This is a genomic window from Enterobacter sp. Acro-832, assembly GCF_011752745.1.
Lineage (GTDB): Bacteria > Pseudomonadota > Gammaproteobacteria > Enterobacterales > Enterobacteriaceae > Enterobacter > Enterobacter quasiroggenkampii.
The window spans coordinates 1,110,833-1,129,836 of the sequence record NZ_VWWX01000001.1 but is presented as its reverse complement, the minus strand read 5'-3'; the positions used below and the strand labels follow the sequence as shown (position 1 = coordinate 1,129,836).

The 19,004-nt window shown below is 54.6% G+C and carries 18 protein-coding genes; 13 read left to right on the top strand and 5 right to left on the bottom strand.

Features of this window, described 5'->3' with window-relative positions:
* Positions 1–34 precede the first annotated feature (34 nt).
* Positions 35–589, top strand: coding sequence for an NUDIX hydrolase YfcD (gene yfcD, locus F3J31_RS05160; protein ID WP_025757169.1), 555 nt, complete (start codon positions 35–37; stop codon positions 587–589).
* Between the two features lie 3 nt (positions 590–592).
* Here the strand turns inward: yfcD and F3J31_RS05155 are convergent, their stop codons facing one another.
* Positions 593–1,612 (bottom strand): LacI family DNA-binding transcriptional regulator, encoded by a 1,020-nt coding sequence (locus tag F3J31_RS05155; protein WP_167211708.1) that lies wholly within the window; start codon positions 1,610–1,612, stop codon positions 593–595.
* A gap of 234 nt (positions 1,613–1,846) precedes the next feature.
* Between F3J31_RS05155 and F3J31_RS05150 the strand changes: the two genes are divergently transcribed.
* The 5 genes from F3J31_RS05150 (at position 1,847) to F3J31_RS05130 (ending at position 5,829) form a co-directional block, all read left to right on the top strand.
* Positions 1,847–2,290: a PTS sugar transporter subunit IIA gene (locus F3J31_RS05150; protein WP_167211705.1), complete on the top strand. Its 444-nt coding sequence runs from the start codon at positions 1,847–1,849 to the stop codon at positions 2,288–2,290.
* An 80-nt stretch (positions 2,291–2,370) separates the two neighbouring features.
* Entirely contained in the window at positions 2,371–2,643 is a 273-nt protein-coding gene (locus F3J31_RS05145) for a PTS sugar transporter subunit IIB (RefSeq protein ID WP_024908960.1), read from the top strand.
* Between the two features lie 21 nt (positions 2,644–2,664).
* Positions 2,665–4,056 (top strand): PTS ascorbate transporter subunit IIC, encoded by a 1,392-nt coding sequence (locus F3J31_RS05140; protein ID WP_167211702.1) that lies wholly within the window; start codon positions 2,665–2,667, stop codon positions 4,054–4,056.
* Positions 4,053–4,883: a transketolase gene (locus F3J31_RS05135; protein ID WP_048029679.1), complete on the top strand. Its 831-nt coding sequence runs from the start codon at positions 4,053–4,055 to the stop codon at positions 4,881–4,883. Before F3J31_RS05140 ends, F3J31_RS05135 begins: the two co-directional genes overlap by 4 nt.
* On the top strand, positions 4,876–5,829 hold the full coding sequence (locus tag F3J31_RS05130) for a transketolase family protein (protein ID WP_167211700.1): 954 nt from the start codon (positions 4,876–4,878) through the stop codon (positions 5,827–5,829). Before F3J31_RS05135 ends, F3J31_RS05130 begins: the two co-directional genes overlap by 8 nt.
* A 114-nt stretch (positions 5,830–5,943) precedes the next feature.
* On the opposite strand, the gene pta is transcribed toward F3J31_RS05130, so the two are convergent.
* Positions 5,944–8,085 carry a phosphate acetyltransferase gene (gene pta, locus F3J31_RS05125; RefSeq protein ID WP_008502877.1) on the bottom strand — a complete coding sequence of 714 codons (2,142 nt, stop codon included), beginning with the start codon at positions 8,083–8,085 and terminating at the stop codon, positions 5,944–5,946.
* Positions 8,086–8,161: 76 nt separating this feature from the next.
* Positions 8,162–9,364: an acetate kinase gene (ackA, locus tag F3J31_RS05120; protein ID WP_045334289.1), complete on the bottom strand. Its 1,203-nt coding sequence runs from the start codon at positions 9,362–9,364 to the stop codon at positions 8,162–8,164.
* A 337-nt stretch (positions 9,365–9,701) separates the two neighbouring features.
* Between ackA and yfbV the strand changes: the two genes are divergently transcribed.
* The 4 genes from yfbV to F3J31_RS05100 all read left to right on the top strand — a co-directional run bounded on the left by yfbV (position 9,702) and on the right by F3J31_RS05100 (position 13,322).
* Complete coding sequence (yfbV, locus tag F3J31_RS05115; RefSeq protein ID WP_008502875.1) at positions 9,702–10,157, top strand: terminus macrodomain insulation protein YfbV; 456 nt, start codon at positions 9,702–9,704, stop codon at positions 10,155–10,157.
* Positions 10,158–10,248: 91 nt separating this feature from the next.
* Positions 10,249–10,743, top strand: a complete 495-nt coding sequence (locus F3J31_RS05110; protein ID WP_008502874.1) for a YfbU family protein — start codon at positions 10,249–10,251, stop codon at positions 10,741–10,743.
* A gap of 11 nt (positions 10,744–10,754) precedes the next feature.
* On the top strand, positions 10,755–11,414 hold the full coding sequence (locus F3J31_RS05105) for a sugar phosphatase (protein WP_045908726.1): 660 nt from the start codon (positions 10,755–10,757) through the stop codon (positions 11,412–11,414).
* 75 nt (positions 11,415–11,489) lie between these two features.
* Entirely contained in the window at positions 11,490–13,322 is a 1,833-nt protein-coding gene (locus tag F3J31_RS05100) for an SLC13 family permease (RefSeq protein ID WP_167211696.1), read from the top strand.
* Positions 13,323–13,402: 80 nt separating this feature from the next.
* Here the strand turns inward: F3J31_RS05100 and yfbR are convergent, their stop codons facing one another.
* Together yfbR and alaA are read right to left on the bottom strand one after the other, a co-directional pair.
* Complete coding sequence (gene yfbR / locus F3J31_RS05095) at positions 13,403–14,002, bottom strand: 5'-deoxynucleotidase (RefSeq protein ID WP_167211694.1); 600 nt, start codon at positions 14,000–14,002, stop codon at positions 13,403–13,405.
* 118 nt (positions 14,003–14,120) lie between these two features.
* On the bottom strand, positions 14,121–15,335 hold the full coding sequence (gene alaA / locus F3J31_RS05090) for an alanine transaminase AlaA (RefSeq protein ID WP_167211691.1): 1,215 nt from the start codon (positions 15,333–15,335) through the stop codon (positions 14,121–14,123).
* A gap of 938 nt (positions 15,336–16,273) precedes the next feature.
* Between alaA and lrhA the strand changes: the two genes are divergently transcribed.
* The 3 genes from lrhA (at position 16,274) to nuoB (ending at position 18,973) form a co-directional block, all read left to right on the top strand.
* On the top strand, positions 16,274–17,212 hold the full coding sequence (gene lrhA / locus F3J31_RS05085; protein ID WP_021241557.1) for a transcriptional regulator LrhA: 939 nt from the start codon (positions 16,274–16,276) through the stop codon (positions 17,210–17,212).
* 630 nt (positions 17,213–17,842) lie between these two features.
* A complete protein-coding gene (gene nuoA / locus F3J31_RS05080; protein ID WP_006176516.1) occupies positions 17,843–18,283 on the top strand; it encodes an NADH-quinone oxidoreductase subunit NuoA in 441 nt (146 codons plus the stop codon).
* A gap of 15 nt (positions 18,284–18,298) precedes the next feature.
* A complete protein-coding gene (gene nuoB, locus F3J31_RS05075) occupies positions 18,299–18,973 on the top strand; it encodes an NADH-quinone oxidoreductase subunit NuoB (protein WP_003861482.1) in 675 nt (224 codons plus the stop codon).
* Positions 18,974–19,004: the final 31 nt, after the last annotated feature.

Here is a 19,004-nt window from a genome sequence, read left to right as displayed (position 1 = left end):
CGCCGAAAGAGCGCTTAGAAGAGAAGGTTTCCCGATGGTGGAGCAGAGTCATTTGGCAAGTACAGAGTGGGTTGACATTGTCAACGAAGAAAATGAAGTGATCGCGCAGGCCAGCCGCGAGCAAATGCGTGCGGAGCGCCTGCGTCACCGTGCGACATATATCGTTGTGCATGACGGTATGGGTAAAATTCTGGTTCAGCGCCGCACGGACACGAAAGATTTTCTCCCGGGTATGCTGGATGCGACTGCAGGTGGCGTCGTCCAGGCGGATGAAGTGCTGCTGGATTCCGCGCGTCGTGAAGCGGAAGAAGAGTTAGGCATTGCCGGTGTGCCGTTTGCCGAGCACGGGCAGTTCTACTTCGAGGATGAACACTGTCGTGTCTGGGGCGGGCTGTTTAGCTGCGTCTCTCACGGTCCGTTCGCCCTGCAGGAAGAAGAAGTCAGCGAAGTGAACTGGATGACGCCGGAGGAAATCACCGCGCGCTGCGACGAGTTCACGCCGGATTCGTTAAAAGCGCTGGCGCTCTGGATGAGCCGCAACGCCAATAACGAATCGACCAAATCAGAGAAAGAGGAAGAGGCTGAGTAAGCTTCAGCAACTCTCTCTCAGACACAGACTGGACGCGATGGGCTTTTGATCGCGCCAGTCTCCGCCATTCAGGCGCTCCAGTAACGCTTTCCCGGCTTCAATTCCAATCTTACGATGCGGCACCGCCATGGTCGTCAGCGGCGGCTGACAGACGCGGCTCACGTCGCTATCGCCAAAGCCTACCACCGCCAGATCGTCCGGCACTTTGATTCGCCTGCGCTGGCACTCGTACAGCGCGCCGCAGGCCAGCTCGTCAGAGACGCACACCAGCGCATCCAGCTCCGGCCAGGCCAACAGGAACTCGGGCAGCTGCGCCGCGCCGGTCGAGAAGCTCGGCGGCATCGCCGCGTTAATGACCCGGTTCGGCGACATATGGTGGCGAAGCATGGCTTTGTACCAGCCCTGCAGATGCTGCTGGAAAATCCACTGCTCCTGGTTGGCACACAGCAGGCCAATATTCTGATAGCCGCGCTTAATGACCATCTCCGTGAGCTCATGCATGGCCGCCACGTTATCAATCCCGATATTCATATCAATCGGATCGGCGCGCATGGCGCCCATCTCCATCACCGGAATTGAGGCGTTTTTCAGCCAGTGGCGAACGGTGTCGGTATGTTCAACGCTGAGCAGGATAGCGGCGGCAATGTTCGACGCCAGGAGCGTCTCCAGCAGTTTCTCTTCCTGCTCAAGACGATGCTGGGACTCAGCCAACATGATCTGATACCCGGCAGGTTGCAGCACCTGCTGTAGCCCGGCGAACATCTCCGAGCAGCCTGCTTCGGAGAGGTTGGGCACCACCATGGCTATCGTCCATGACGACGCCGAGGCCAGGGCACTGGCGGCAAGATTAGGCATATAACCCAACTCCTGCACGGCAGCTTCAATTTTTTCTCGTAGTTTATCGGAAACCTGTTCGGGCGTGCGAAGCGCACGGGACACGGTCATCGTGCCCACACCGGCAAGCTGTGCGACATCGGCGAGTGTCACTTTACCAGTACTGCGCCGTTTTCGGGTTAGAGACATACACCTTCCTGCTGACCAGACGCGTTCTTATTTTCCTTCGTTTCACGTGACAGGCAGTATACGCCTTAAATCCCTTTTTTTGCTGTGATTTAGCAACGTGATTGCAATTTGATAGCGCTATCACATTTCTGCATGTTAACCATTGGTAGCGCTATCTTTGTGATCGCGATCGCAGTCAATCAGTGATGCGTTGAATAAAGTTTGCTCATCTTAAGCGTGTCGCGGGAGTGAAAAGTGCTCAAAAAATGGATATATGATACAACCATCACGCTGCAGGAGAGCGTGGAAGACTGGCCGCAGGCGCTGGAGCTGTGCGCGAAGCCGCTGCTGGATTTGCAGGTGATTGAGCCTGAATACGTCACGGCCATCATCCAGCAGCACCACACGTTAGGACCTTATTATGTGCTGGCACCAGGGCTGGCGATGCCGCATGCGCGGCCGGAGGAAGGCGCCAAAGGACTGGGGTTGTCTTTATTAAAACTAAAACAGGGCGTCTCGTTTGGTGCCGGTGAGTTTGACCCTGTCGACGTCATTATTATGCTCGCGGCACCCGACAAAAATAGCCATATCGAGATGATCTCGTCGCTGGCAGAGTTATTTTCCAACGATACCGATATGGCCGAACTGCATCAGGTGAATACCCTGGAGGAAATTAAAACGATTATTAACCGCTTCTGATTTAATTCTTTAATCCGGTTTTTCACAACATTACGCGTCAGCGTGATGGGGCGTACTCTACTCAAAATAAGGGGACAACAATGAAAATCATGGCTATTTGCGGTTCTGGCCTGGGCAGTAGTTTTATGGTCGAAATGAATATTAAAAAGGTGCTCAAAAAGCTGGAGATTGAAGCTGAGGTTGAACACTCCGATCTCTCCTCAGCCACGCCGGGCGCGGCCGATCTGTTCGTGATGGCAAAAGACATTGCCGCCAGCGCCAGTGTGCCGGAAAGCCAGCTGGTGGTGATCAATAACATCATCGACATCAACGAACTTGAAGCGCAGCTGCGCGGCTGGTTCGAAAGACAATAACCCTGATAAGGCGAGGTGGATATGTTTATCCTTGAAACGCTGAATTTCGTTGTTGATATTTTAAAAGTCCCTTCGGTGCTGGTGGGGTTAATTGCGCTAATCGGTCTGGTTGCGCAGAAAAAAGCGTTTTCCGACGTGGTGAAAGGGACCATTAAAACCATCCTGGGCTTTATTGTACTGGGCGGCGGTGCCACGGTGTTGGTCGGGTCATTAAATCCCTTAGGCGGTATGTTTGAACACGCCTTTACTATCCAGGGGATTATTCCAAACAATGAAGCGATCGTGTCCATTGCACTGGAAAAATACGGTGCGGCGACCGCGCTGATTATGGCCTTCGGGATGGTGGCGAATATTATCGTCGCCCGCTTTACCCGCCTGAAGTATATCTTCCTGACCGGACACCACACGTTTTATATGGCGTGCATGATTGGCGTGATCCTGACGGTGGCGGGCTTTGAGGGCGTGGGGCTGGTCTTTACCGGGTCGCTGATCCTTGGCCTGATCATGGCTTTCTTCCCGGCGATTGCGCAGCGCTACATGAAGCGCATTACCGGCAACGATGAGATTGCCTTCGGCCACTTTGGCACGCTGGGCTACGTGCTGTCCGGCTGGATTGGCAGCAAGGTCGGCAAAGGATCCCGCTCAACGGAAGAGATGAACCTGCCGAAGAACCTGAGCTTCCTGCGCGACAGCTCCATCTCCATCTCCCTGACCATGATGATTATCTACCTGATCATGGCGGTGAGCGCCGGGCGCGAGTACGTCGAGGCCACCTTCAGCGCCGGGCAGAACTACCTCGTCTACGCCATCATCATGGCGATCACCTTCGCGGCGGGCGTGTTCATCATCCTTCAGGGCGTACGCCTGATTCTGGCGGAAATCGTCCCGGCCTTTACCGGCTTCTCGGAAAAACTGGTGCCGAACGCGCGTCCTGCGCTGGACTGCCCGGTGGTCTACCCCTATGCGCCTAACGCGGTGCTGATTGGCTTCCTGTTTAGCTTCCTCGGCGGGATTGTGGGGTTGTTCATCTGCGGTCAGTTTAGCTGGGTGCTGATCCTCCCGGGCGTGGTGCCGCACTTCTTTACCGGCGCAACGGCGGGCGTGTTCGGTAACGCCACCGGCGGACGTCGTGGTGCAATGATTGGCGCCTTTGCCAACGGCCTGCTGATTACCTTCCTGCCGGTCCTGCTGCTGCCGGTACTCGGCGCCATTGGTTTTGCGAACACCACCTTCTCTGACGCCGACTTCGGCGCGGTCGGGATTGTCCTCGGCAACCTGGCGCGCTTCCTGTCGCCGCTTGCCATCACCGGGCTGGTCGTGGTGCTGTTCGCGCTGCTGGTGGCGTACAACGTCTTCGCGAAAAACAAACCTGCGGGCGGTAACGCGCAGGAAAACACCGGAGCCAAATCATGAATGAGAAAGAGATAACCGAACTCGCGCGTCAGATTCGTCTTGAGACGCTGAAATCCCTGACGCAGCTGGGCTTTGGCCACTACGGGGGTAGCATGTCGGTGGTAGAAACCCTGGCCGTGCTGTACGGCGCGGTGATGAAAATCGACCCGGCGGATCCGGACTGGCCGGAGCGAGACTACTTTGTCCTGTCGAAAGGCCATGCGGGCCCGGCGCTCTACAGTACCCTGGCGATCAAGGGCTACTTCCCGACAGAAGAGCTGAGTACCCTCAACCAGAACGGCACGCGCTTGCCCAGCCACCCGGACCGCCTGAAAACGCGCGGCGTGGATGCCACCACCGGTTCGCTGGGGCAGGGGATTTCCATCGCGGGCGGCATGGCGCTGTCGCACAGGCTGGCCGGGCGACCGAATCGGGTCTTCTGCATCGTCGGCGACGGCGAGCTGAACGAAGGGCAGTGCTGGGAGGCGTTCCAGTTTATTGCCCACCATCGCCTGAACAACCTGACGGTATTTGTCGACTGGAACAAACAGCAGCTCGACGGAGAGCTGGACGAGATCATCAGCGCGTTTGACCTGGAGGGAAAATTCCGCGCCTTTGGCTTTGACGTGGTGACGGTGAAGGGGGACGACATTCCGGGTCTGCTGGCAGTGACATCGCGCATCCCGGCAGCCGATGCGCGTCCGTTAGTCGTCATCCTCGACAGCATTAAAGGCCAGGGGGTGCCGTATCTGGAGCAGCTCAGTAACTCACACCATCTGCGATTGACCGCGGAGAGCAAAGCGGCCCTCAACGAGACGATTCGCCAACTGGAGGCTTCACATGATTAAGGTTGCACCGGCAGGACAGAAAGACGCCGTTGAGATGCGTAAAGTTTACGCTGGCTTCGTGGCAAAACAGATTGAGGCCGGAAGTGACATCATTGCGCTCGAAGCAGACCTGATGAGCTCGATGGCGATGGACGGCGTGGCGCGTGACTATCCTCAGCACGTGATTAACTGCGGCATTATGGAAGCTAACGTCATCGGCACGGCCGCCGGGCTGTCCCTTACCGGACGCAAGCCGTTCGTTCACACCTTCACCGCCTTTGCCAGCCGCCGCTGTTTTGACCAGCTGTTTATGTCCCTGGACTATCAGCGCAACAACGTGAAAGTGATTGCCTCAGATGCGGGCGTCACGGCCTGCCACAACGGCGGAACGCATATGTCGTTTGAGGATATGGGCATCGTACGCGGTCTGGCGCACTCGGTGGTGCTGGAAGTCACTGATGCGGTGATGTTTGAGGACGTGCTGCGCCAGCTTATCGATCTTGACGGCTTCTACTGGGTGCGGACCATCCGTAAGCAGTCGCCGAGCGTGTATGCCCCGGGCTCCACCTTCACCATCGGAAAAGGCAACGTGCTGCGCGAGGGGAGTGATATCACTCTGATTGCCAACGGCATCATGGTGTCGGAAGCGCTGGAAGCCGCGCGCCAGCTTGAGCAGGAGGGTGTCAGCGCGGCGGTCATCGACATGTTTACCCTGAAACCCATCGACCGGATGCTGGTGAAAAACTACGCCGAGAAAACCGGGCGCATCGTGACCTGTGAAAACCACAGCATTCACAACGGGCTGGGGTCGGCGGTGGCGGAAGTGCTGGTGGAAACCTGCCCGGTGCCGATGCGGCGGGTGGGCGTCAAGGAGCGTTACGGCCAGGTGGGGACGCAGGATTTCCTGCAGAAAGAGTATGGCCTGACGGCACATGACATTGTATCGGCGGCGCGCGAGCTGCTGTAAATAAAAAAGGCGACCGGTTAAGTGGTCGCCTTTTTGTTGCCCGGTGGCGCTTCGCTTATCCGGGCTACAAAACCGTAGGCCCGGTAAGCGCTAGCGCCACCGGGCTTTTTAACATTACTGCTGCTGCGAAGACTGGATCGCCGTCAGCGCGATGGTGTAAACGATATCGTCTACCAGTGCGCCACGAGACAGGTCGTTCACAGGTTTGCGCATGCCCTGCAGCATTGGCCCGATGGAGATCAGGTCGGCAGAACGCTGTACCGCTTTGTAGGTGGTGTTACCGGTGTTCAGATCCGGGAAGATGAACACGGTAGCGCGACCAGCAACCGGTGAGTTCGGCGCTTTGGATTTCGCAACGTCAGCCATGACCGCGGCGTCGTACTGCAGCGGGCCGTCGATCATCAGATCAGGACGTTTTTCCTGCGCAATACGGGTCGCTTCACGCACTTTCTCTACGTCGCTACCTGCACCTGAGGTGCCGGTGGAGTAGGAGAGCATCGCCACGCGAGGCTCGATACCGAAAGCGGTCGCGGAGTCTGCGGACTGGATAGCGATCTCAGCCAGCTGTTCTGCAGTTGGATCCGGGTTGATCGCGCAGTCGCCGTAAACGTAAACCTGTTCAGGCAGCAGCATGAAGAACACGGAAGACACCAGAGAGCTGCCTGGCGCGGTTTTGATCAGCTGCAGCGGTGGACGGATGGTGTTCGCCGTGGTGTGAACCGCACCGGAAACCAGACCGTCAACTTCGTCCTGCTCCAGCATCAGCGTGCCCAGCACCACGTTGTCTTCCAGCTGCTCACGCGCAACGGCTTCGGTCATGCCCTTGCTCTTACGCAGCTCAACCAGACGGGCAACGTAGCTTTCGCGAACCACTTCAGGGTCAACGATTTCGATGCCTGCGCCCAGCTCAACGCCCTGAGAGGCCGCTACGCGGTTGATCTCATCCGGGTTACCCAGCAGCACACAGGTCGCGATGCCGCGCTCTGCACAGATAGCAGCCGCTTTAACGGTACGTGGTTCGTCGCCTTCTGGCAGAACTACGCGTTTGCCCGCTTTACGCGCCAGCTCGGTCAGCTGGTAACGGAATGCTGGAGGAGACAGACGGCGGCTGCGCTCGGAGGTCGCGGTCAGGGATTCGATCCAGTCTGCGTTGATGTAGCCTGCAACGTATTCCTGAACTTTCTCGATACGCTCGTGGTCATCAACCGGCACTTCCAGGTTGAAGCTCTGCAGGCTCAGGGAGGTCTGCCAGGTGTTGGTGTTCACCATGAAGACCGGCAGGCCGGTAGCGAACGCGCGTTCGCACAGCTTGCTGACACGTGGGTCCATCTCGTAGGCACCGGTCAGCAGGATCGCACCGATTTCCACGCCGTTCATTGCGGCCAGACAGGCTGCAACCAGAACGTCAGGACGGTCTGCGGAAGTCACCAGCAGGGAACCTGCGCGGAAGTGTTCCAGCATGTGCGGAATGCTACGCGCACAGAAGGTCACGGACTTCACGCGACGGGTGTTGATGTCGCCTTCGTTAATCACGGTCGCGTTCAGGTGACGCGCCATGTCGATTGCACGGGTGGCAATCAGATCGAAGCTCCATGGCACCGCGCCCAGAACCGGAAGCGGGCTAGATTCCTGCAGCTTAGCCGGGTCAACTTTGATGACTTTCGCTTTGGACGAGTCGTCGAAGATCTCGGACAGGTCAGGGCGAGTACGGCCCTGCTCATCCACTGGCGCGTTCAGCTTGTTGACGATCACGCCGGTGATGTTGGTATTTTTCGCGCCGCCGAAGCTGCTGCGCGTCAGTTCGATACGCTCGTTCAGCTGCTCTGGGGTATCAGTGCCCTGAGACATCACGAAAACGATCTCTGCGTTCAGGGTTTTCGCGATTTCGAAGTTCAGAGACTGGGCAAACTGGTGTTTGCGGGTTGGCACCAGACCTTCAACCAGCACCACTTCCGCGTCTTGCGCGTTAGCATGGTAGTTGGCGATGATCTCTTCCATCAGCACGTCTTTCTGGTTGCTGGACAGCAGAGATTCAACGTGGCTCATCTTCAGCGGTTCGGCCGCCGGCAGATTGGAGTTCTTGCGAACGATGGTGGTGGTCTGGTCTGGCGCATCGCCACCGGCACGTGGCTGGGCGATTGGCTTAAAGACGCTCAGACGAACGCCTTTGCGTTCCATAGCACGGATCACGCCAAGGCTGACGCTGGTCAGGCCGACGCTGGTTCCGGTAGGGATCAGCATAATAGTACGGGACACGGTTTATCCTCTTTCGTTACCGCCCAAATGGGGCGGGTTACAAAACAGCACCGCCAGCATTGCTGGCGGTGTGGAATCAGGCAGTCAGGCGGTGCGCGTCTTGCGCGATGACCAGCTCTTCGTTAGTTGGGATAACGAGAGCAGGGCGGGTGCCTTCTTTGTTGATGAAGCCAGACTTGCCGAAGCGGGCAGCCAGGTTACGCTCGTGATCAACCTCGAAGCCCAGAACGCCCAGTTTGCCCAGGGACAGTTCACGAACCATTGCCGCGTTCTCACCGATACCACCGGTGAAGATAACCGCGTCCAGACGGCCTTCCATCAGCGCAGTGTAAGAGCCGATGTATTTCGCCAGACGGTGGCAGTAAACGTCCATTGCACGTTTAGCGTCTTCTTTCTCTGCGTAGTTGTCTTCAACGTAACGGCAGTCGCTGGTGACTTCGGTCAGACCCAGCAGGCCAGACTCTTTGGTCAGCATTTTGTTGATCTGGTCAACGCTCATGCCCAGGGTGTCGTGCAGGTGGAAGATGATCGCCGGGTCGATGTCACCGGAACGGGTACCCATCACCAGACCTTCCAGCGGGGTCAGACCCATGGACGTATCAACACATTTACCGTTGCGAATAGCCGAAACAGAACCACCGTTGCCCAGGTGGCAGGTGATGATGTTCAGCTCTTCAACCGGCTTGTTCAGCACTTTTGCCGCTTCCTGAGTCACATAGAAGTGGCTGGTGCCGTGCGCGCCGTAACGACGTACGCCGTGCTCTTTGTACAGGCTGTATGGCAGGGCATAGAGGTAAGACTCTTCCGGCATGGTCTGATGGAACGCGGTGTCGAATACGGCCACGTTTTTGTCTTTCAGATTCGGGAAGGATTTCAGCGCTTCAGCGATACCGATCAGGTGAGCCGGGTTGTGCAGCGGTGCGAAAGAGGCAGAGTCTTTGATGCCCTGGATCACAGAGTCGTCGATCACGACGGAGCTGGTGTATTTTTCGCCGCCGTGGACGATACGGTGACCAATCGCAGTCAGCTGAGCAGACAGTTCTGGTTTTTGTGCCAGAATAGTGTTAACGATAAAGTTCAGCGCTTCACTGTGAGCGGCGCCTGCACCTAAAGCCGCTTCTTGTTTGCTGCCGTCCATCTTCCACTTGATACGTGCTTCAGGCAGATGGAAACATTCGGCCAAACCAGAGAGGTATTCGTCACCGTTGAGCGCATCGATGATGGCGAATTTCAGTGAGGAGCTACCGCAGTTCAGAACCAGTACTAACTTACTCGACATGGAAGTACCTATTATTGATACGTGGCTAAAAAAACGTCAGTGAGTCTAACAGCGTAACGCATGATGACTCGGACATTTATGATTAACATCATGCCAAACGAACATTGTGGCATGATGGAAGAAATAACTATGATTTTATGCCATTTTGCACAATTTTCAGCCAATGGCATAATATGCAATAATTTGACGAGCTAATGATTCTCGTCTATGGCCCTATCAGGCTGGCACAGGATACCCGATACGGGGTAGAGATGACAAAATATTTTGAACGTTGTCATAGCTTGTTGTGGTTTTGCACGAAAATTTTAATTTTTATATGTGAAGTTGAGGTACAGCCATGTCGACACCAGAGAACCCGTCCGTAAATTTCTTCAGTCTGTTTCGTCGGGGACAGCATTACGCAAAGACGTGGCCTATGGAAAAGCGCCTTGCGCCGATGTTTATTGAGAATCGCACCATCCGCGCCACGCGCTATGCGATTCGCTTTATGCCGCCTGTCGCTATCTTTACGCTGTGCTGGCAGATTGCGCTGGGTGGGCAGCTTGGACCTGCCGTTGCCACGGCGCTCTTCGCATTAAGCCTGCCGATGCAGGGCCTGTGGTGGCTAGGTAAACGGTCCATTACGCCACTTCCTCCTTCTATTTTACACTGGTTTTATGAAGTGCGCGGTAAGCTGGAAGAGGCCGGTCAGGCGCTCGCCCCGGTGGAAGGCAAGCCGGATTACCAGGCGCTGGCGGACACGTTAAAGCGTGCTTTTAAGCAACTGGATAAAACATTCCTCGATGATTTGTGATTGATCATCGAAACGACGACGAAAAGAGGGCACAGTAACAATCAGTTACCGTGTCTTTTTTTTAAGTGCAATGCGCTACAGGAGTCGAAAGATGGAAATGACCCATGCTCAACGTCTGATTTTGTCCAACCAGTACAAGATGATGACTATGCTTGATCCCGATAACGCTGCGCGCTACAGCCGCCTGCAAACCATCGTCGAACGCGGCTTTGGTCTGCAAATGCGCGAACTGGACCGCGAGTTTGGCGAGCTGAAAGAAGAAACCTGTCGCATCGTGATCGACATTATGGAGATGTATCACGCCCTGCACGTCTCCTGGACGAATCTCAAAGATCAACAGTCCATTGACGAGCGCCGCGTCACCTTCTTAGGCTTTGATGCCGCAACGGAAGCGCGTTATCTGAGCTATGTTCGCTTTATGGTGAATACGGAAGGGCGTTATACCCACTTTGACGCGGGTACCCACGGCTTCAACGCGCAGACCCCGATGTGGGATAAATATCAGCGCATGCTGAGCGCGTGGCATGCCTGCCCGCGTCAGTACCATTTAAGCAGCAACGAAATTCAACAAATCATTAATGCCTGACGGAGGTGCGTGTGCAGTGTAGAGGTTTTCTGTTTGATCTGGACGGTACGCTGGTGGATTCGCTGCCGGTTGTGGAACGTTCCTGGTGCCATTGGGCTGACAGACATGGCATCGACCATCAGGACGTGCTGAATTTTATCCATGGCAAACAGGCCATCACCTCGCTACGGCACTTCCTGGCCGGACGCTCTGAGGACGACATTCAGGCGGAGTTCAAATACCTGGAACACATTGAAGCCACCGATACGGACGGCATCACCGCGTTACCGGGCGCGCGCGAACTGCTTGAGCATCTGAACGAGGCGCAGATCCCGTGGGCTATCGTCACCTCCGGTTCCGTGCCGGTTGCCCACGCCCGACACAAGGCGGCAGGGTTGCCGACGCCGGACGTGTTTATCACGGCGGAGCGCGTGAAGCGGGGTAAACCGGAGCCTGACGCATTTTTACTGGGCGCTGAACTGCTGGGCCTCGATCCTGCAGAGTGCGTGGTGGTGGAAGATGCGGCGGCTGGCGTACTGGCCGGGTTGAACGCAGGTAGCCACGTCATCGCCGTTAACGTTCCGGCCGGTTCGCCCCGCCTGGAGGAGGCGGATTTGGTGCTGGATTCCCTGACGGCACTGTCTGTTTCAAAAGCCTCTGACGGAGTTGTAACCGTCTCGCTAAAAGTGTAATCCCATGATATGGCCCCACATTGCTGGGGCTTTTTTATGGCAAAATTCCTCATCTTCCACTGACAAGGATAGGTTGTGAACGGTGAACTGATTTGGGTCCTGAGCCTGCTTTTAATCGCCATCATTCTTTTTGCCACGGGCAAGGTACGCATGGACGCCGTCGCCCTGTTTGTCATCGTCGCGTTTGTGCTGAGCGGAACACTGACGCTACCGGAAGCCTTCTCCGGATTTAGCGATCCCAACGTTATCCTGATTGCTGCCCTGTTTATCATCGGGGATGGGCTGGTGCGCACCGGCGTGGCGACCATCATGGGGTCGTGGCTGGTGAAGGTGGCGGGCAGCAGCGAAACCAAGATGCTGATCTACCTGATGGTGACCGTCGCCGGACTGGGGGCGTTTATGAGCTCCACGGGCGTGGTCGCCATCTTTATCCCGGTGGTGTTGAGCGTTTCCATGCGGATGCAGAGCTCGCCGTCGCGCCTGATGATGCCCCTGAGTTTTGCCGGTTTGATCAGCGGGATGATGACGCTGGTGGCCACGCCGCCGAACCTGGTCGTTAACAGCGAACTGATCCGGGAAGGATTTGAGGGCTTCAGCTTTTTCAGCGTCACCCCGCTTGGGCTGATCATTCTGGTCATGGGCGTGGTCTACATGCTGCTGACCCGGTTCGCCCTGAAGGGTGAAAAACAGGACAAAAACAAAGAAGGATGGAAGCGACGCACCTTCCGCGATTTGATTAAAGAGTACCGCCTTACCGGGCGCGCGCGCCGTCTGGCTATTCGCCCCGGCTCGCCGATGGTGGGACAGCGGCTGGATGACCTGAAGCTGCGTGAGCGCTATGGCGCGAACGTGATCGGCGTAGAGCGCTGGCGGCGGTTTCGTCGGGTGATCGTCAACGTCAACGGGGTGTCGGAATTCCGCGCCCGTGACGTCCTGCTGATTGATATGTCCACCGCGGATGTGGACCTGCGCGAGTTCTGCAGCGAACAGTTGCTGGAGCCGATGGTGCTGCGCGGGGAGTATTTCTCCGATCAGGCGCTGGATGTCGGCATGGCCGAGGTGTCGCTGATCCCGGAGTCGGAACTACTGGGTAAAACCGTGCGGGAGATGGGTTTCCGTACCCGCTATGGCCTGAACGTCGTGGGGCTGAAGCGCGATGGCGTGGCGATGGAAGGGGCGGTGGTGGATGAGCCGATCCTGCTGGGCGATATTTTTCTCGTCGTCGGTAACTGGAAGCTCATTAGCCAGCTCGGTCATAAAGGGCGTGATTTTGTGGTGCTCAACATGCCTGTCGAGGAGAGCGACGCATCGCCAGCGCACAGCCAGGCGCCACACGCTATTTTTTGTCTGGTGCTGATGGTGGCGCTGATGCTGACCGATGAGATCCCCAATCCGGTCGCCGCAATCATCGCCTGCCTGTTGATGGGCAAATTCCGCTGCATTGACGCCGAAAGCGCCTATAAAGCCATTCACTGGCCGAGCATCATTCTCATTGTCGGGATGATGCCCTTCGCCCTGGCGCTGCAAAAAACCGGCGGGGTGGATCTGATCGTTAAAGGCTTAATGGACGTGGGCGGCGGGTATGGGCCGTACATGATGATGGTCTGCCTGTTTATCATGTGCGCCACCATCGGCCTGTTTATCTCGAACACCGCGACGGCGGTACTGATGGCGCCTATCGCGCTGGCGATGGCGAAGTCCATGGGCGTGTCGCCGTATCCGTTTGCGATGATGGTGGCGATGGCCGCTTCCGCGGCATTTATGACGCCGGTCTCTTCACCGGTAAACACGCTGGTGCTGGGACCGGGGAACTATCGATTCAGCGATTTCGTGAAGCTGGGCGTGCCGTTCACCGTGCTGGTGATGGTGGTGTGCGTGGTATTGATACCGGTCCTGTTTCCGTTCTGAGCATTTTGCCGGGTGGCGGCTACGCCTTACCCGGCCTACAACCCCGTAGGCCCTGCAAGCGCAGCGCCGCTGGGCGAAAATCAGAGTGGCGAATCCTGGCTGATCTCATCCAACGATAAATGGAAGCTCGGTACAAACACCTGCATAAAGTAATTCATCTCTTCGCTGCGGCGGGATTCCAGCGTTTTTTCCAGGCGCGTTTTCGCCAGCAAGAATTCGTTATTCCCTGCGGACAACTCTTCGAGACACTTCAGATAGGCACACAGCGCGTCGGCCTGTTTGACCAGCGACTTTTCATCTTCCGTGTACTGATGCTCGTTGATAAGCGGCTCGAAGATATCACGCAGTTCTTCGGGCACCATCTCAATCAGCTTCTGCTGGGCAATTTTCTCAATGGCCTTATATTCCTGCGCAATTTGCGAGTTGAAATATTTCACCGGCGTAGGCAGATCGCCGGTCAGCACTTCTGACGCATCGTGGTACATCGCCAGCAGGGCGATGCGCTCTGGATTGACCTGACCGTTGAATTTGCGGTTTTTAATGGCGGCCAGCGCGTGAGCGACCATCGCAACCTGCAGGCTGTGCTCTGACACATTTTCCGTGCGGACATTGCGCATCAGCGGCCAGCGGTTGATGAGTTTCAGGCGGGAGAGGTGGGCAAAGAAATGACTCTGACTCATAGGTTACCTTTTGTCTTCACTGCGACAGGCGTTCATTGTGCGGGGAGGGAAGGCAAGATGCAAATTTGCGGATTTTGTAGGCCGGGTAAGCGCAGCGCCACCCGGCCGAAAGGCAACGTTACTGATGGTATCCGGAGAGGAAGCGCCCGAAGCGGCTGATGGCCATTTCCAGGTCATCTTCGCGCGGCAGCGTCACGATACGCACGTGATCCGGCCACGGCCAGTTAAACGCCGTGCCCTGAACCAGCAGCACTTTTTCCTGCAGCAGGAAATCAAGCACCATTTTCTGGTCGTCGTGAATATTGAAGCGCTTCGCGTCAATTTTCGGGAACATATAGAGCGCCCCGTTCGGCTTCACGCAGGAGACGCCCGGGATATCGTTAATCAGTTCCCACGCGCGGTTACGCTGTTCGTACAGGCGACCACCGGGCACGATAAACTCGCTAATGCTCTGATAGCCGCCGAGCGCGGTCTGGATCGCGTGCTGTGCCGGAACGTTGGCGCATAAACGCATGGAGGCCAGCATCTCCAGCCCTTCAATATAGCCTTTGGCGTGTTTCTTCGGACCGTTTAACACCATCCAGCCCTGACGGAAACCGGCCACGCGGTAGGTTTTGGACAGGCCGTTAAAGGTGACGGTCAGCAGGTCCGGGGCCAGCGCGGCGATGGAGTGGTGCTGCGCCGCGTCGTACAGGATCTTGTCGTAAATTTCGTCGGCGAAGATGATCAGGTTGTGCTGACGCGCCAGCTCGACGATCTCCATCAGCAGCTCTTTTGAGTAGACCGCGCCCGTCGGGTTATTCGGGTTAATAACGACGATACCGCGCGTGCGGGGCGTAATTTTTGCGCGAATATCGTCCAGGTCCGGGAACCAGTCAGAGGATTCGTCGCACAGATAGTGCACCGCTTTACCACTGGACAGCGACACGGCAGCCGTCCACAGCGGATAGTCCGGCGCAGGGACCAGCATTTCGTCCCCGCTGTTCAGCAGGGCCTGCATGGCTTGCACAATCAGTTCGGAGACGCCGTTGCCGATATAGATATCTTCAACGGTAACATCGCGCATACCACGTGCCTGGTAGTGCTGCATGATGGCTTTACGTGCAGAGTAAAGTCCTTTTGAATCGCAATAGCCTTGTGCAGTGGGAAGGTTGCGGATCACATCAACCAGAATTTCATCCGGCGCTTCAAAACCAAATGGCGCAGGGTTACCAATGTTGAGTTTCAGAACCTTGTTGCCTTCTTCTTCAAGGCGTTTTGCCTCTTTCAGAACCGGGCCGCGGATGTCATAACAGACGTTATCTAGCTTGCTGGATTTTTCGATAGGGGACATGAACCTTTAACCTTTTCGCTATTATTGCCGCTCCCTGCCGTGGAAGTCAGCACGGAATAATGTACTCCCCCCTCGCTTCGTTTTGAAGGGTGTGCAGTAGAAGATTTTGTGCGGGGTGCAAATTTTTGATGAATCTTTTTCGCTGTGGGTACGCTTTTTCACTGTCTTAAAGTTGTGCGCATAGCGAGAGTTTAGGTTAAATGTGCTATTCATTTACCAAAATACTGTATAATGTGCTGTTAAAAATAAGTGGTGAGCTGGAAAGCGGTGGCAGTCACCCTGAGTGACTTTTCGTAAAACCTGAATGCTTGATACCTGTTTCTGTAATAGCATACTGTGGATAAAAGTTACCCATGTGAAATTAATGTTAAGTGCCATTAATGAATGGTCTTAATCTAAATTAAAATTTATTTATTATTAACCTATAAAATGCAACTTTAGTTAATTTTAATAAAATTAGTTTAGAAGCTTAACATTCTTCTTTAATCCTTAATATTGCAATAAGACTTATAAATAAAGTGGATTTGGGTTAAGATGTCTTCCGGGAAAGCAGAGGGCAGATGCACGTTTTTTGTATATCTGACCCTGGTTTTCCGAATTAATTGATTGTTATTGTTAGAGTTATCTCTGGCTGGAATGTGTCGCACATCTCCTGCTACGTTGACAGCGCTGCGATACAGATGGCAGAAAAGGTGTTATACCTTTAATGTAATTTACATAAACCTGCGAACATCTAAATATCCTGAACGTTTAAGAGAATAAAAATATCGTCATGAAACGTGCTTTCTGACTGTTGATATAAAGCAGCACAATAACTATCTGTCAGGCAGTCTGCCGGGCCGGGATGCGAGGGAAAATCTTCAGAGGGAATTGCTTAACTGTACACACACAGCTTCAACCCGGGCAGCTCCGCACGAGCAACCTGAAAGTGAATAGATATGATAAATGCAAATCGTCCGATAATGAATCTCGACCTCGATCTGCTGAGAACGTTTGTTGCGGTCGCCGATCTCAACACTTTTGCAGCAGCTGCTGCCGCCGTTTGCCGAACTCAGTCCGCCGTCAGCCAGCAAATGCAGCGGCTGGAGCAACTGGTTGGTAAAGAGCTTTTTGCCCGTCACGGGCGTAATAAGCTCTTAACGGAACACGGTATTCAGCTTCTGGGTTATGCCAGGAAAATTCTTCGCTTTAATGATGAAGCATGTATGTCATTAATGTTTAGCAACCTTCAGGGCGTGCTAACGTTAGGTGCATCTGATGAGTCGGCGGATACTATATTGCCGTTTCTTCTCAATCGTATTAGTTCGGTTTATCCGAAGCTTGCGCTGGACGTGAGCGTAAAGCGCAATGCTTTTATGGTTGAGATGTTAAATGAGAATAAAGTCGACCTGGTGGTCACCACGCATCGTCCCGGGCAGTTTGACTGCCTGACGCTGCGTACATCGCCTACGCACTGGTATTGCGCGGCCGAATACGTGCTGCAAAAAGGGGAGCCGGTGCCGCTGGTGTTGCTGGATGACCCGAGCCCGTTCCGCGATATGGTACTGACGGCGCTGAATGAGGCCAATATTCCGTGGCGTCTGGCGTATGTGGCATCCACGCTGCCAGCGGTGCGTGCCGCCGTGAAAGCCGGTCTGGGTGTCACCGCCCGTCCGGTAGAAATGATGAGCCCCGATCTGCGCGTTCTGGGCAAATCCGATGGCCTGCCTGCACTGCCGGATACGGAGTATCTGCTCTGCCACAATTCGTCCAGTCATAACGAACTGGCGAAGGTGGTGTTCGAGGCGATGGAAAACTACCATAACCCATGGCAGTTCGAGCGCGTTACCTCCGAAGGGGGGGATGACTCCCTGATCGTTGAAGGGGATTTTGAGTGATCGCCAGCTCAGAATTCTGGTAACAAAATGTAAGTGTAAAAAAAAGCCACTCGTGTGATTTTCACATGCAGTGGCTTTTTTTTAACAAAAATACCCGCTTATGAGGCGTGGGTTTTCAGGATATTCTATATTTATCAATGAACTAAATGGTTTTGTCTAAAACTTGTCCGTTTTCCGTTCTAACTTCATCCATATCTCTCCTATGTTAAAAAAACAGGAAATATGTTGCCGTTTTCCAGGTTGAATTAACAAAAGCGTGTCGCAGATCAAGAAAATACTCCTATTTGGGGGGAGGAATCGTTGGCAAATCCTGTCAAAATAGGAGGGTTATTTTTTTTACTTCCGAAACGGACACGATTCAACAACATACATTTGACGGAAAGTCATGAACCCACCAGGGTTAAAGGGCACCAAATGTTAATGAGAATCGCTCGATGTAATTTAATGTGAAGAAACCTTTGTTAAAGTTGACAATAGGTTATAGAAAGGAGTAAAAAACCCCATCATTTTGCTGTCTACGTCTCATTTCTGACAGTTAGTGTAAGGTTATTTGTTCCTCCCCATGAATCGATGTGATGCCCATCTGCCAGCAAGAGCAGTGTCGTTGGTATCACTTTTGATGAGTAAGCAATGAGTATGTCAACATCCACAGAAGTCATCGCTCATCACTGGGCATTCGCAATCTTTCTTATTGTAGCCATTGGCCTGTGCTGCCTGATGTTAGTCGGCGGCTGGTTCCTGGGCGGTCGCGCCCGTGCAAGGCACAAAAACACACCTTTCGAATCAGGTATTGATTCAGTAGGTACCGCTCGCTTACGCCTGTCTGCCAAGTTTTACCTGGTAGCCATGTTCTTCGTCATCTTCGACGTGGAAGCGCTTTACCTTTTCGCATGGTCGACCTCCATTCGCGAAAGTGGTTGGGTGGGCTTTGTCGAGGCCGCAATTTTCATTTTAGTGCTACTGGCCGGTCTGGTTTATCTGGTGCGTATTGGCGCGCTTGACTGGACGCCTGCGCGTTCACGTCGTGAACACATCAACCCGGAAAACAGTATCTCTAATCGTCAGCAGTAACAGCGAGGCAATAAGATGGATTATACGCTCACCCGCATAGATCCTAACGGTGAGAATGACCGTTACCCCCTGCAAAAACAGGAGATCGTAACCGACCCCCTGGAGCAAGAAGTCAATAAAAGCGTGTACATGGGCAAACTCGAACATGCCATGCACGATATGGTCAACTGGGGTCGTAAGAACTCCATCTGGCCTTACAACTTTGGCCTTTCTTGCTGCTACGTTGAAATGGTGACGTCATTCACTGCGGTGCATGACGTTGCGCGTTTTGGGGCAGAGGTACTGCGTGCTTCCCCACGTCAGGCTGACCTGATGGTGGTAGCCGGTACCTGCTTTACCAAGATGGCACCTGTTATTCAGCGTCTTTATGACCAGATGCTGGAGCCAAAATGGGTTATCTCCATGGGCGCATGTGCTAACTCTGGCGGTATGTACGACATCTATTCCGTCGTACAGGGCGTAGATAAATTTATCCCAGTGGATGTGTACATCCCGGGTTGTCCGCCTCGTCCGGAAGCCTACATGCAGGCGCTGATGCTGCTGCAGGAGTCTATCGGTAAAGAACGTCGCCCACTGTCGTGGGTCGTTGGCGATCAGGGTGTGTATCGCGCGAACATGCAGTCTGAGCGCGAGCGTAAACGTGGTGAACGTATTGCCGTCACCAATCTGCGTACGCCTGACGAAATTTAATTTGCGCCTGTAGGCCTGGAGAACACCTTCG